General features: G+C 66.5%; 12 protein-coding genes. 1 reads left to right on the top strand and 11 read right to left on the bottom strand.

Annotated elements, in window-relative coordinates:
* Window positions 1–40 precede the first annotated feature (40 nt).
* The 9 genes from ACLJPD_RS03410 to ACLJPD_RS03370 all read right to left on the bottom strand — a co-directional run bounded on the left by ACLJPD_RS03410 (window position 41) and on the right by ACLJPD_RS03370 (window position 9,013).
* The gene (locus ACLJPD_RS03410; protein WP_410870230.1) at window positions 41–1,498 is read right to left on the bottom strand and encodes a PepSY-associated TM helix domain-containing protein; all 1,458 of its coding nucleotides are present in this window, start codon (window positions 1,496–1,498) and stop codon (window positions 41–43) included.
* Window positions 1,499–1,713: 215 nt separating this feature from the next.
* Window positions 1,714–2,274 (bottom strand): hypothetical protein, encoded by a 561-nt coding sequence (locus ACLJPD_RS03405; protein ID WP_410870229.1) that lies wholly within the window; start codon window positions 2,272–2,274, stop codon window positions 1,714–1,716.
* A gap of 53 nt (window positions 2,275–2,327) precedes the next feature.
* Window positions 2,328–3,977, bottom strand: coding sequence for an acyl-CoA synthetase (locus ACLJPD_RS03400; RefSeq protein ID WP_410870228.1), 1,650 nt, complete (start codon window positions 3,975–3,977; stop codon window positions 2,328–2,330).
* Window positions 3,978–4,103: 126 nt separating this feature from the next.
* A complete protein-coding gene (locus ACLJPD_RS03395; RefSeq protein WP_410870227.1) occupies window positions 4,104–5,732 on the bottom strand; it encodes an acyl-CoA synthetase in 1,629 nt (542 codons plus the stop codon).
* A gap of 101 nt (window positions 5,733–5,833) precedes the next feature.
* Entirely contained in the window at window positions 5,834–6,328 is a 495-nt protein-coding gene (locus ACLJPD_RS03390) for an ArsR/SmtB family transcription factor (protein ID WP_410870226.1), read from the bottom strand.
* 99 nt (window positions 6,329–6,427) lie between these two features.
* Window positions 6,428–7,060 carry a hypothetical protein gene (locus tag ACLJPD_RS03385; protein ID WP_410870225.1) on the bottom strand — a complete coding sequence of 211 codons (633 nt, stop codon included), beginning with the start codon at window positions 7,058–7,060 and terminating at the stop codon, window positions 6,428–6,430.
* Between the two features lie 173 nt (window positions 7,061–7,233).
* Window positions 7,234–7,611 (bottom strand): hypothetical protein, encoded by a 378-nt coding sequence (locus tag ACLJPD_RS03380; RefSeq protein ID WP_410870224.1) that lies wholly within the window; start codon window positions 7,609–7,611, stop codon window positions 7,234–7,236.
* A complete protein-coding gene (locus ACLJPD_RS03375) occupies window positions 7,608–7,910 on the bottom strand; it encodes a type II toxin-antitoxin system Phd/YefM family antitoxin (RefSeq protein WP_410870223.1) in 303 nt (100 codons plus the stop codon). Before ACLJPD_RS03375 ends, ACLJPD_RS03380 begins: the two co-directional genes overlap by 4 nt.
* Window positions 7,911–8,029: 119 nt before the next feature.
* On the bottom strand, window positions 8,030–9,013 hold the full coding sequence (locus tag ACLJPD_RS03370; protein WP_410870222.1) for an AurF N-oxygenase family protein: 984 nt from the start codon (window positions 9,011–9,013) through the stop codon (window positions 8,030–8,032).
* Between the two features lie 190 nt (window positions 9,014–9,203).
* Between ACLJPD_RS03370 and ACLJPD_RS03365 the strand changes: the two genes are divergently transcribed.
* Complete coding sequence (locus ACLJPD_RS03365) at window positions 9,204–10,166, top strand: DUF5996 family protein (protein ID WP_410870221.1); 963 nt, start codon at window positions 9,204–9,206, stop codon at window positions 10,164–10,166.
* A 90-nt stretch (window positions 10,167–10,256) separates the two neighbouring features.
* On the opposite strand, the gene ACLJPD_RS03360 is transcribed toward ACLJPD_RS03365, so the two are convergent.
* Together ACLJPD_RS03360 and ACLJPD_RS03355 are read right to left on the bottom strand one after the other, a co-directional pair.
* Window positions 10,257–11,006, bottom strand: coding sequence for a DUF1206 domain-containing protein (locus ACLJPD_RS03360; protein WP_410870219.1), 750 nt, complete (start codon window positions 11,004–11,006; stop codon window positions 10,257–10,259).
* 335 nt (window positions 11,007–11,341) lie between these two features.
* Complete coding sequence (locus ACLJPD_RS03355; protein WP_410870218.1) at window positions 11,342–12,556, bottom strand: acyl-CoA dehydrogenase family protein; 1,215 nt, start codon at window positions 12,554–12,556, stop codon at window positions 11,342–11,344.
* Between the last annotated feature and the right edge of the window lie 27 nt (window positions 12,557–12,583).

The raw sequence follows: 12,583 nt of genomic DNA, 5'->3' as shown, positions 1-12,583 counted from the left end.
GCCGATTGTGTGCGGTTCCTGGCCCGCGGTCAGCCGTGCGCTATACCTCGGCGCGAGCGGCGAGTCCCAGGGCGACGTCGATGAGCAGGAAAACGAGCACACTCACCCCGATCAATGGAACGAACCAGCCGATCGCGACCGCCGCGGCCACCGCGGGCACGGTGATCCACCGCGAGGTGCGGCGCAGCACCCCACGGCGCGGCGGGACGGGCAGCGCCGCCTGTCGCGCCGGGCGACGATGCCACCACATGCGGTAACCGAGCACGATCACCGTGGCGAGGCCGATCATGATCGCGAGCAACAGCAGCTGGTTGACCAGGCCGAACAGCAGACCCATGTGGAAGGCGATGCCCCAGTTGGTGAGCTTGGCCATCAGCGGCCAGTCGGCATACGCCAGCCGATCGGTGACCGTGCCGGTCTCGCCGTCGACGGCAAGGGAATCGATGGAGTAGGTGCCGGGCAGGCGCAGTTCCTTGATCCCGAACGCCTGCTCCGGCGTCGCCGGTATCGCGATTTCGGCGCCCTGGGTGATGCCGTTTCCGCGAGCCACCTCGTACACGCGATCGAGTTGGGTGATCCGGGCCGTCGGGTCGACGGGCGCCGGTGCGGTGTGGCCCGCGCTGTGGTGCTCGCTCGGAGCGGAAGCACCACCCGACTGGGTGCCCGGCAGGGCGACGCTCACCGCGGGGGTGGTCCAGCTCAGTCCCTCGCGCAGCTTCGTGACGTTCTCACCGGCATAGGTCGACCAGGTCATGCCCGTGGCCGAGAGCAACAGCACCACCGGCAGGATCCAGAAGCCGATTGCCCCGTGCCAGTTCATCTTTCGACGCCTGGTCTGCGACAGATCCGGCTTCAACAACCACCGCACGGACCGGCGATCCCGCCGCTTACGCACCCGATGCACCCACAGCACCAGCCCGAACAGCGCGATCACCCACAACCACGACGCGGCCAGTTCGCTGTAGAGCCTGCCGGGCTCGCCCAGGTGCAGGCTGCGATGGAACTCGCTGAGCCAGGTGCGCAGCGGCAGCGCGCCACCGCTGCCGTACACCACGGACTCGCCTACCGGCCGTGCGGTGTGTGGGTCGACGAACACCGACAGCCGCTCGGAATCGCCGAGCGCCGGGTCGTTGAACAGGACACGAGTGGTGTCGCCCGCGTTCGGGGCGGGGGCGACGGCCACCAGTGTCAGGTCAGGACGAGTCGCGACGGCCGCACCGACCTGCTCGGACAGGGCTCGAGCGGGTCCGGTGGTTTCGACCTGCAACAGATCGCGCGAGACGAACCCTTCGATCGTCGGCGCGATCGCGTACAGCGCGCCGGTGAGCGCGGCGATCAGGATGAACGGGGCGACGAAGATCCCCGCGTAGAAGTGCAGGCGCATGGCCAGCGGATAGAGGCGGAAGCCCCGGCGGGAGCCGGAACGCGGACTGTCACCGGGGACCGGTGGTGCCGAGGGCGTGTTCTCCTCGGCCGGACGAGTGTCCGTGATGCTCATGCTGATTCATTTCTGCAGGTCTGGAGACCCGGTGCGCGCGGACATGTCCGGCCGTCCGACGACAGCCGCGACCAGCTCACGGAGCGAGAGCTGGGCGCAGCGGTGGCGTCGGTACAGCGAGCGGTCGACAACATCGAGCGGTCGACGACTGAGCGGGGTGCGCGATGCGTGCGAACAGCGCACGGCGAAGATCCGTGCACCGGGTGAGGGAGAGTTCAGAAAGGAATCGCGAGCGGGGGAGCGCGGGTGCGTAGCGACTGCGTGGCGAAGATTCGCAGGATGACGCGGTCACGGTGGGCCAGGCGCAGCGGCGCCGGGTCAGGGACGCGGGGAGTGCGGTAGCGCAGCGGCAGGATCCGCGCCAGGACGGTGCTGCCGATCCGGTATGCGGCTTCGGCGCCGACGATCACCGCGGCCGCCAGCAGCGCGGCAATGGTGTGGGCGGTGAGCATGCCGAGTCCGAGGGAATCGTCGGCCGAGTGCGAATGCCCGGACCAGCTCATCGCGGTGTGCCCGATCAGCTGACCACCGAGCAGTACTGCCGCCAACCCGACCGCGCCAGTGCGCAGTGGACCCACTCCGGCGACGAGCGCGCCGACAACCGCCGAGGCCGCCGCCAGCAACACGATCGCCGTGCTACCGGGCAACGACCCACCGGCAGCCAGCCCGTGCGCGGCCAACGACAGCGCCCATGACATCGAGCCCGCGCAGGCGCCACGCAGCCGCGCGCCGACAGCACGCGACGGCGCGCACGCCTGCTCGAACCCGATGATCACGCGCTGATGATAGACGACCGGTATCGGCCGCTCTGGTCAGTCGCCGAACGAGCTCAGTCCGCCTCGACGGCCATCTCGACCAGCGGCTTGCGCAACAGTTTGCCTGTCGCGTTGCGCGGCAGCTCGTCGACGAAGATCACCTCGCGCGGCACCTTGTAGCGGGCCAGGTTCTCGCGGACGTATTCCTTGATCTCCTTGGCGTCGCGCTTGGACTCGGGGCCGGGCACCACGATCGCACGCAGCCGTTTGCCGTAGTCGTGGTCATCGACGCCGACCACCGCCGCCTCGAACACGTCGGCGCGCCCGGCGATTAGGTTCTCCACTTCCAGCGGGAAGACATTCTCACCACCGGAGACGATCATGTCGTCGTCGCGGCCGTCGATGTAGAGCAGGCCGTCGGCATCGAAATGGCCGACGTCGCCGCTGGACATCATCCCGTCGACCATCTCCTTGGTTCGCCCGTCGGTGTACCCGGTGAACGCGAAACCGTTGTCCACGAAGATCGTGCCGGTGACATTCGGCTCGGTGATCGGCTTGCGGTTCTCGTCGAGCAACACGATCCGGATACCGACCGGCGCCTTGCCCGCGGTGGTCGGCGCCTTGCGCAGATCCTCCGGGGTGGCCACGGTCATCACCGCGCATTCGGTGGAGCCGTAGAGGTTGTAGAGCGAATCACCGAAGTAGTCGAGGGTGCGGGTCACCACGTCGGGCGCGATCGCCGAGCCCGCGGCGAAGATGACCTTCATCGTCGACGGGTCGTACTTCGCCAGGATCTGCTCGTCCAGATCGAGGATGCGCTGCAGCATCGTCGGCACCACGACCAGCGAATCCGCCTGGTACTTCACCACATTGGCGAGCGTCTGCTCCGGATCGAACCGGCGCTGCTGGAAGACGACCCGGTTGCCGAGCGCGAGCCCGAGGGTGAACTGCGACAGGCCGGTGCCGTGGAAGATCGGCGCCGCCATGATCATGGTGCCGTTGTTGGGCAGCGGTACCCGGTCCACGAACTGCGCCGACGCGAACGGACTCACCTTGTCGCGCGGTGCGCCCTTGGGGGTGCCGGTGGTGCCGCTGGTCAGGATCACCATGCCGCCGGGCTTGCTGGGTGCGGTGACCGGCGTGGTGGAACGGTCCGCCGACAGCGACGCCACGGTCGGGATCGACGGATCCACCCCGTGCGCTTCGTCGACCCAGGTGAGCACCCGCGGGATCTCGGCGGGAATGGCGCTCATCAGGTCCATGAACTCGCTGTCGTGCAGCACCGCCTTGACCTTCTCGCGGGCGGCCACATCGGCGAACTGCGGCTTGGCGAAGCCGGTGTTCATCAGCACCGCGCGCACACCGAGCTTGCCAGCCGCGAGCAGGCTCAACACCATGCCGCGATGGTCGCGGGCCAGCACGGCGATCACGTCGCCCTCGCTGATCCCGTTCGCGCGCAGGCCGCGGGCGAAGGCGCTGGACTGCGCGTCGAGTTCGCCGAAGGTGATCTCACCCAGTTCGTCGACGATCGCGCCCGCCTGCGGCCTGCTCTGCGCGGCGTGCATGACCACGCCGGCGAACGGGCCGAACTTCGAGACGTTGCGAAACGATCGGGCAGCGTGGTCGAGGCGCAGCGGATTGAACAGCTTGCGATCCACCATGACCTTGACGCCGAGCGCGAAGTCCCCGGCACGTCGGGCGGTGGTTCCAAGAGACAGAGACATCGAACAGCCTTCCGGCAGACCGAGCCCACGTGCAACCGCAGGCCGGACCGCGTCTTCGAGATCCAGTGCTGGTGCTCACACTAGCAAGCGGTCCGGCCGCGTTGTCTACTCCGCGGTAAGTTCGGCCTATCCCTGTGAGACCTCATAGTCGATGAGGGTGCGGCGCACGATCTTGCCGGTGGCGTTGCGGGGCAGTTCATCGAGGAAGATCACCTCGCGCGGCACCTTGAACCTGGCCAGGTTCGCCTTGACGTGCGCCTGGAGTTCAGCGGCCTCGACGGTCTGGCCCTCTTCGAGAACGACGAAGGCGCGCAGGCGTTTTCCGAATTCGGGATCGTCGACGCCGATCACCGCCACGTCGAAGACCTCGGGCCGCTCGACCAGCAGGTTCTCGACTTCCTGCGGATACACGTTCTCGCCGCCGGAGACGATCATGTCGTCGTCGCGGCCGTCGACCATGAGCAGGCCCGAGTCGGTGAAGTGGCCCATGTCGCCGCTGGACATGAACCCGTCGATGATCTGCTTGTGCCTACCGTCGGTGTAGCCCTCGAACGGCGCGCCACTGCGCACGAAGATCCGGCCGCGGGCGCCCGGGGTCTTGACCGGCTTGTCCTGGTCGTCGTAGAGGCGGACCTCGCAGGTGATCGGCGAACGGCCGACCGTGCCCGGCGCTTCGGCCAGCTCGGCCGGGTTCGCGATGGTCGCAATGGCCACCTCGGTCGACCCGTAGAGGTTGTAGAGCACCGGTCCGAAGGCCTCGGTGGCCTTGATGCACAGCTCCGGGGTGAGCGCGGAACCGGCGAACAGGATGACCTTCAGCGAGGACAGGTCGTACTTCGCGCGAACGTCGGCGGGCAGCTCGGTCATCCGGTGCAGCATCGTCGGCACGCACACGAGCATCTCGACCTTGTGCTCGGCGATCGCGGCGAGGGTGGCCTCGGCGTCGAATCGGCGGCGCATGACGATCTTGTTCGACAGGATCGTGTTGACCAGCCAGGTGCCAAGGCCCGTGCTGTGGAAGATCGGCGACACGATCATCGCCGTGCCCCGCCTGGGGAAGGGCACGCGGTCCACGAACTGCGCGGTGGCCATCGGCGTGACCTTGGTGCGCGGGGCGCCCTTCGGCAGCCCGGTGGTACCGCTGGTGAGGATGATGAAGCCGCCCGGCTTGCTCGGTGCGGGCAGATCCTCGGTGCTGTTGTTCGCGATGAGGTCGTCGAATGTCGTTGCGCCCGAAGGGAGTTCGGTGCCTTCGTCGACCCAGGTGAGGTAGCGCGGCAGATCGTCCGGCAGTGCGTCGAGCAGGTCTAGGAACTCGCTGTCGTGCAGCACCGCGCGCACGTTCTCACGCGCGCACACCTCGGCGAACTGCGGTTTGGCGAAGCCGGTGTTCATCAGCGCGATCCGCGCGCCCAGTTTGCCCGCCGCGATCATCGACATGATCAGGCCGCGGTGATCGCGGGCCAGCACGGCGATGACCGTGCCCTCGCCGATGCCTGTTTCGCGCAGGCCGCGGGCGATGGCGGTGGACTGTTGATCGAGTTCGCGGTAAGTGAGCTCACCGCGCTCGTCCACGAGGGCCACCTGATCGGGGGCGACCCGGGCCGAATGGCGCACGAGGGTGGCCTGCGGGCCGTAGATCTTGGATTCCTTCATCGTCCGCAGGGTCTCGAGCGGCGTCTTGGGGTCGGAGACCCCGCGTGCGCGCAGCACGCCGATCGCCTTCACGCTTTCGAGCAGATGTGACACGTTCACTCGACTACCTCCGCTGCATTGATCAATCGACGCTCACCGTATCAGTCGATGTGCCTTGCATCACAGTAGTCTAACCGGGCAATTGGGACATCTCCACAAGATCAGCGCTGAGCTGCCGCCAGCACCGCGAGGAGCGGGACGAGCCTGCCCTCCGGCACCTCGAAGCGACCCATGCCCGCGGTCTGTAGCCAGCCGACGGCGGCCAGCTGGCGCAGATGTTGGTAGATCTCGGGCGAGGTGCCCAATTCCGCGATTGCGGCGAGATCGGCGGCGGTTCTGCGGCCGTAGACGATTTCCTGCAGCAGGCGCAGGCGAACCGGATCGGCAAGCGCGGCAAGGCAATTGGCCGCCTCGATGGTCCAGACGTCACCGACGATGGCATCGGTGGGGTACTGGGCCTGCCAGTCGAAGCGCTCGCCGGTGGGCAGTTGCAGCGCACCGGCCAGCAGCACCCCGCCGGTGCGTTTCCCGGCGTCGGCGAACTCCTGCCGCAGCCGTGCCACCGCCCACGGCAGCTGTGCGTCCTCGGGCTGCGCGCTCTCGAGCGCGGCAACCCGGCGTTCCAATTCTTCGAGTCGGTCGACCAGATCGTCCACGCCGGTCAACCTACGCCACACCGAAGCTGTTGCGCTGCTTCATCGAAACTCCCGACGCACCCCGGGCCCGTGTGGTCCCAGGGTGCGTCGGGCGGTGGATCAACGCGTGACAGCGCCGAACGACGGCTGCTGGATGGTGCCGAGCTGGTAGGCGAACCCGTCCGGGTGTGCCTCGGAAACCGGTACCGACCAGCGGTGCCACAGGTTGCCGTATACCGCCGCCACGATCAGCCCGCCGCCGGTGTTCAGCGGTGCGGTGCGGATGGTGGTGTCGACCGGCACGTCCATGTGCTCGGTCAGGACCGCGGTGCCGCTCTGCCCGGTGGACAGATTCAGCCACATGACCTCGAGCTTGGCGCCACCCTGGTTGGGCGAGATGGTGCCCGGCCCGCCGAAGAAGCCGAAGCGGAAACCGTCGACATCGAGGGCGATACCGGAGCCGTACACGCCCGGTCCGCCGCCGTTCTGGCCGATATCGGAGGTCGCGGGGATCTGGAACGGCTGCGCGGGCAGCGCGACGTCGACCGTGCCGTCGGCGGTGAGCTTGTCGAGGGCGGCGAGTGCGCCCGGATTGTCCGCCACCGACGTGCGCAGCTGCGACACGGCCGAGGCCACATCGACAGTCTGTGGTGCCGGGTCCGCGATCGCGGGACCCGCGAAAACAATGGCGACGGCGGCCGAAGTGACGGCTACCGCGGTGGTGAGGCGACGCATGAAACTCAGATGATGCATAACCAGCTCTCCTCGAGTTTTCCTGGTGCAGCTTTCCCTGGTAATTCGTCCGCTGTGTGTCGGTCGGGGAATGCGGAATATCAGCCGCCGACCACCCGTGCACCGTACCGACAGCAGATGTGGGGTTTGTCACTACCCCAAGGAAAGTCGAGTTCAGGACCACGGGAGATCGGCTACGGCATATTCGCGATCTCTACTTTGTAGCCGCGATACAGCTCGGGTTTCGCGGTGAGGACCGGCATGTCCAGATTCTGCGCGGTGAACACCACGGGCGCGATCAATGGCCAGTCGAGATGGTCGTCGACCATCGGCACCGTGGTGCCGATGCGGATCGCGGTGGGTGCGTCGAGTTCGGCCCAGCGCACGGCGACCCGATTGTCGAGCAGGCGCCCGAGTTCGTCGATGTTGTCGACGGCGCGCATCGCGGCCATCAGACTCACGGTGGGCACCACCAGAATTCGACGCTGCTGGGTGAACTGGCGCATGAGCACCTGCCCGAACAGCGGCGACAATGCCAGCGAGGTGAGCGCGGTGTGATCGGCAACGCTCACTGGCGACTGTCCAGCGCGCCCATCAGCTTGGTCAGTTTGGCTTCCGCCTCGGCGATGTCGTCCGTGGAATGCTGGGTGATCCTGGCATCGAGCCTGCCCAGGATCTGTTCGCGGAGATCATCGTTGAAGTACGCGGGGGGCAACGCCCCGTGCCGCAACACCTCAGCGGGTACCACCGCGACCAATTCCTTGCCCTCCCGCGTCACGATCACCGGCCGTCCGCTCGCGGACACCCCGTCCAGAACACTTCCCAGCTGACCACGTAACTCGGTCAGCGGCACGCTGTCGTAATCGGCCATAGTCAACTGTACATCGCTGTGTACAGTCTCGCCGCGCTGCGCGCGAAGCTCGTCAAGTAGTGAACGCCGACGCCCCGTCGGAATGGGAGTCCGGCGGGGCGTCGTGTTCACCTGATCACTCAGGCGACTTTGCGGGCCGGTTCGCTGCGGTAGCGGGTGACCGGGCCGTCGATGCCGAGCAGGCGCCAGGTCAGTTTGGCGACCGGGTTCATCAGGCCGCTGTTGGTGGCCAGCGCCCGCACGTCACCGAAGATATTGCGCATCATGGTTTGCGATTCTTCGCTGCCCCAGTAGGCCTCGCGCATGACCTCCGCCGGAATGTCGAACTTCTCGACGAATTCCTTCGGCGGCGTCATGATCATGTCCAGCATCACCCGCATGGCGATCGGGAATGCCACGGAGAGCACCGATTTCGTGATCGGGTTCATGCCGGGCACATTCCGTCGCAGGTATTCGTGAGCGAAGGAGATGTGCCGGGCTTCCTCGGCCACATGGATCTGCATGACCCGCTGCACCATGGGATGCAGATCGACGCCGGCGCGCAGCAGCGACTTCTGCAGGTGGTCGATCGGTTCCTCGCCGCCGAGGATCATCGTGAAGAACAGCTCGGGGAAGTATTTCACCGCGGGCCAGATGGCCATCGTCAGTTTGCGATCGATGGTGCCCATGCCGATCACATCGCGATAGCCGATGCGATTGATCATTTCCTGGAACATCATCGTGTGGTTGCACTCTTCGGCAGCCTCGTGCGTGATGTACCGGAATTCGGGGTCACCGTTGGGGACCGAGACCAGGTACTGCATCAGCCCACGGATCAGCAGCTGCTCGAAGTCGAGGCCGACCTTGGCGATACCGGCCTGGCGCCACATGCCGATGGCGATCTGCTTCTCGATCGGCTGAGCCTTGTACCAGGGGTGACGGCCCAGCGGGTCCTCGTCGGGCATGATCCAGCGCGGATCGTCGCTGTGCACGGCGAACTCGGGGGACTCCCAGTCGATGTCGACGTAGGGGTCGAAGTGCCGGTTGACCGATCCTTCGGACAGGTTGCGAAGGATCTCGTGGTACTCGGGATCGGTGGCGGTGTTCTTGATTGTCGACAGCATCAGCGGTGTCTCCTTCGGTGTGGCGCAGGTTCCACGTTATATGAGACTCGGAGTCCCACACAACCCCGGGTGGGTCGAATTCGCTCCTGCGACGCGATCTACCAGCACCGACGTAAGATGAAACGTCGTAGGACACGCCGAACGGTTGACCGGTCAGCCAGCGCACCTGGCTGAGGAAGCGAGGAATCCGATGGCTCGTTCGACTCCCGCACAGGCCGTCTGGCCGACCCTGCACGTCGATTCCTGGTCCGATACCCGCGACACCCTGCACATGTGGTCGCAGGTCATCGGCAAACTGACAATGGCGGGGACACCGCTGGTCAACCACTGGTGGAACGTCACGTTCGCCGTCAGCGCGCGCGGGATGGCCACCGGTGCGATTCCCGTCGACGGCCGCCTGCTCGACATCGAATTCGACTTCGTCGACCACGAACTCGTCTTGCGCAGCAGCGACGGCCGCCACGCCACGATCGCCCTGCGCCCGCGCACGGTCGCCGACTTCTACGCCGAACTCGGCCATGTGCTCGGTCGGCTCGACATGGTGGTCGATATCGAGGCCTCACCCAACGAGGTCGACCCGGCCATCCCCTTCGCCGAGGACACCACCCACCACTCCTATGACGCCGATGCCGTCCACCTGTTCTGGCAACAGCTCGTCCAGATCGAGCGAGTCTTCCAGTTCTGGCGTGCCGGTTTCGCCGGGAAATCCAGCCCGGTGCAGTTCTTCTGGGGTTCCTTCGACCTGGCCTGTACCCGTTTCTCCGGCCGCCCCGCACCGCTGCACCCCGGCGGCGCCCCGAACTGCGCCGACTGGGTGATGGAAGAGGCCTACTCCCGCGAATGCGCCAGCGCCGGCTTCTGGCCGGGTGGTACCGAAGGCACCTTCTACGCCTATTCCTACCCGGCCCCCGACGGCTACTCCGCCCGCCCCGCGGGCCCCGACGGTGCCCAGTGGGACACCACCCTCGGCGAATTCGTCCTCCCCTACGATGTGGTCCGAAATTCTCCCGACCCCGACGCCACCCTCCTGCACTTTCTCGACACCACCTACACCTCCGCGGCCGATCTGGCCGACTGGGACCGGCCCCTCCTGGAAGTCGACCCGCACCGCCTCGACCGCAGACTCCACATCGCCGACACGACCGAGCTCTGACGCTGTGTCGCGCCTTCGGTCGGCCGGTCGGCTCCACGGCATCGAATAGCGCCGGGCGATGTGTGCGCGGATCTGGCTACCCGAGTCGGATCAGACCGGGACGCCGCCATAAGTCCTGCGGTGCTTGGCTTCGAGGAAGGACAGCCCGCCGAAGGCGATGAGGCCGACCGCGATCAGCATGAGCAGCCAAGGGCCGAAGGGATTTCCGGCGAAATCGTGCAGTACCGCGTCGACACCCTTGGCGGCCGCGGCGTCATAGTTCACCGCTGCCACGATGGCGGCGAAACCGATACTGATCACGATCGCGCCCCGAGCGAGATAGCCGATCCGACCCAGCCAGATCGCGGCCTGCCGCATACCGTGCGTCATCCAGCCCATCCGAAGGTCCTCGGCGAAGTCCAGGCGCAGACCGCGCATCGTCTGCCAGATACCGAAGGCCAGGATGGCGACACCGATCAGCAGCACGACCACCTGTCCGCCGTTCCAGCTCAGGATGCGACCGGTCAGATCGCGGGCCATCGCATCACTCGGTGTCGGCGTGCGGCCGTGCATCACGAACCGCAAGGTGCCCCAAAAGGCAAGGGCGTAGACGATTCCGGAGATCACGGCATAGGCGCGGTGTCCGCCCGAATAGGTCCGCCCCGCACCGGCCACCTGCACCACGCGCCAGACGACCAGCGCGGCGAAGCCGAACACGAGGATCCACAGCAGCAGATAGCCGAACGGCTTCGCGGCGATCGCGGCCAGTGCCCCGCTGCCGTCCGGCTCGTGCTCGGCCGTTCCGATCGCCAGCATGAAAGCGAGAATGCCGATCACGACGTAGGCGATACCACGTGCCACGAAACCGAATCGGGCGACAGCCTCCACGCCACCGGAACTGGTGGATCTGCGCGGTGCCCGTTCATAGGACCGGCGGCCCCAGCCCCGACTTCCCCTCGACCGCGACCGTCCGCGCCGTCCGGCTCCGACCCGATCACGTCGCCGATAATTGTTCGCACTTCGAAATATGCTCATGGTCTTCCTCATCTCTCCACCCGCCGGATTGCCCACTTCACGGCGTTTAAACAGCATGAGGAGAATCTCGAAGCGGTGAGATCTGCTGCCTGGCAGGCGAATAAGAAAATCCGGTGCGAGTCAGCTATCGACTCGCACCGGATTTGTTGTTGTCTACCAGCTCACTTCAGTTCGGCGCTGGTCTTTCCGAGCACGCGGCGAGCCACGATCAGCTGCTGGATCTGCTGGGTGCCTTCGAAGATGTCGAGGATCTTCGAGTCGCGGGCCCACTTCTCGAGCAGGGTGCGCTGGGAGAAGCCGATGGTGCCGGCCAGTTCCACTGCCTTGAGGGTGACGTCGGTGCCGGTGCGACCCGCCTTGGCCTTGGACATCGAGGCCTCGAGGGAGTTCGGCTTCTTGTTGTCGGCCATCCAGGCGGCGCGCAGCGAGAGCAGGTACGCCGATTCGTAATCGGCTTCCATGCGCAGGAATTCGGCGGCCGCGGCGGACTGGTTCATCGCGGGGGTGTCGTAGGAGATCTCGACACCCGCCTCGGTGAGGATGGCACGCAGTTCCTCGAGTGCGGCGCGGGTGACGCCGACGGCCATGGCCGCCACGAGGGGTCGGGTGTTGTCGAAGGTCTGCATGACCCCCGCGAAACCCTTCTCCACGTTCACTTCCGGCGAGCCGAGGATGTTGTCGGCGGGGATGCGGCAGTCCTGCAGCAGCAGCACCGCGGTATCGGAGGCCTTGATGCCGAGCTTGTGCTCGAGCCGCGCCACCGACAGGCCGGGAGCGTCACGCGGGACGACGAAGGACTTGATCGCCGCGCGACCCAGGCTCTTGTCGACCGAGGCCCACACCACGATGTGGGTGGCGCGCTGACCGCAGGTGACGAAGATCTTCTCGCCGTTGAGCACCCACTCGTCGCCGTCGAGGGTGGCGGTGGTGGTGACGGCGGCGGAGTCGGAACCGAAGGACGGCTCGGTGATCGCCATCGCGGCCCACACCTTGCCGAAACGCGCCAACTGCTCGTCGGTCGCGACCGCGGCGATCGCGGCATTACCGAGTCCCTGGTAGGGGATGGTGAGCATCAGGCCGACGTCGCCCCACGAGGTCTCGAGGGAGTTGAGCAGTGCGGACATGTTGCCGCCGTTGGCATTCGCGGACAGATCCACGTCGGCATCGTCGTTACGACCGCCCGCCGCGCCACCGATCTTCTGGGTGCCGGAGTCGGCGAGCCCTTCGATCATGGCGGCCATCGTGTCGAGCTCGACCGGGTACTCGTGCTCGGCGAGGTCGTACTTGCGGGAAATGGGACGGAAGATCTGCGAGGCGACCTGGTGGGCCTGGTTGGCGCTCGCCTTCAGCTTCCTCGGGAGTTCGAGATTGATCATGAGAGGGCTCCTACGAAGTGAGAAACG

Origin of the sequence: Nocardia sp. A7 (genome assembly GCF_046549215.1) — a bacterium.
Lineage (GTDB): Bacteria > Actinomycetota > Actinomycetes > Mycobacteriales > Mycobacteriaceae > Nocardia.
Note: the sequence above shows the minus strand (reverse complement) of the source record. Positions and strands in the feature narration are given on the sequence as shown.

Coding starts and splice junctions, on each gene's coding strand:
- ACLJPD_RS03355 (WP_410870218.1), bottom strand. CDS start 12,556: ATGATCAATCTCGAACTCCCGAGGAAGCTGAAGGCGAGCGCCAACCAG.
- ACLJPD_RS03370 (WP_410870222.1), bottom strand. CDS start 9,013: ATGCTGTCGACAATCAAGAACACCGCCACCGATCCCGAGTACCACGAG.
- ACLJPD_RS03375 (WP_410870223.1), bottom strand. CDS start 7,910: ATGGCCGATTACGACAGCGTGCCGCTGACCGAGTTACGTGGTCAGCTG.
- ACLJPD_RS03410 (WP_410870230.1), bottom strand. CDS start 1,498: ATGAGCATCACGGACACTCGTCCGGCCGAGGAGAACACGCCCTCGGCA.
- ACLJPD_RS03365 (WP_410870221.1), top strand. CDS start 9,204: ATGGCTCGTTCGACTCCCGCACAGGCCGTCTGGCCGACCCTGCACGTC.
- ACLJPD_RS03385 (WP_410870225.1), bottom strand. CDS start 7,060: ATGCATCATCTGAGTTTCATGCGTCGCCTCACCACCGCGGTAGCCGTC.
- ACLJPD_RS03400 (WP_410870228.1), bottom strand. CDS start 3,977: ATGTCTCTGTCTCTTGGAACCACCGCCCGACGTGCCGGGGACTTCGCG.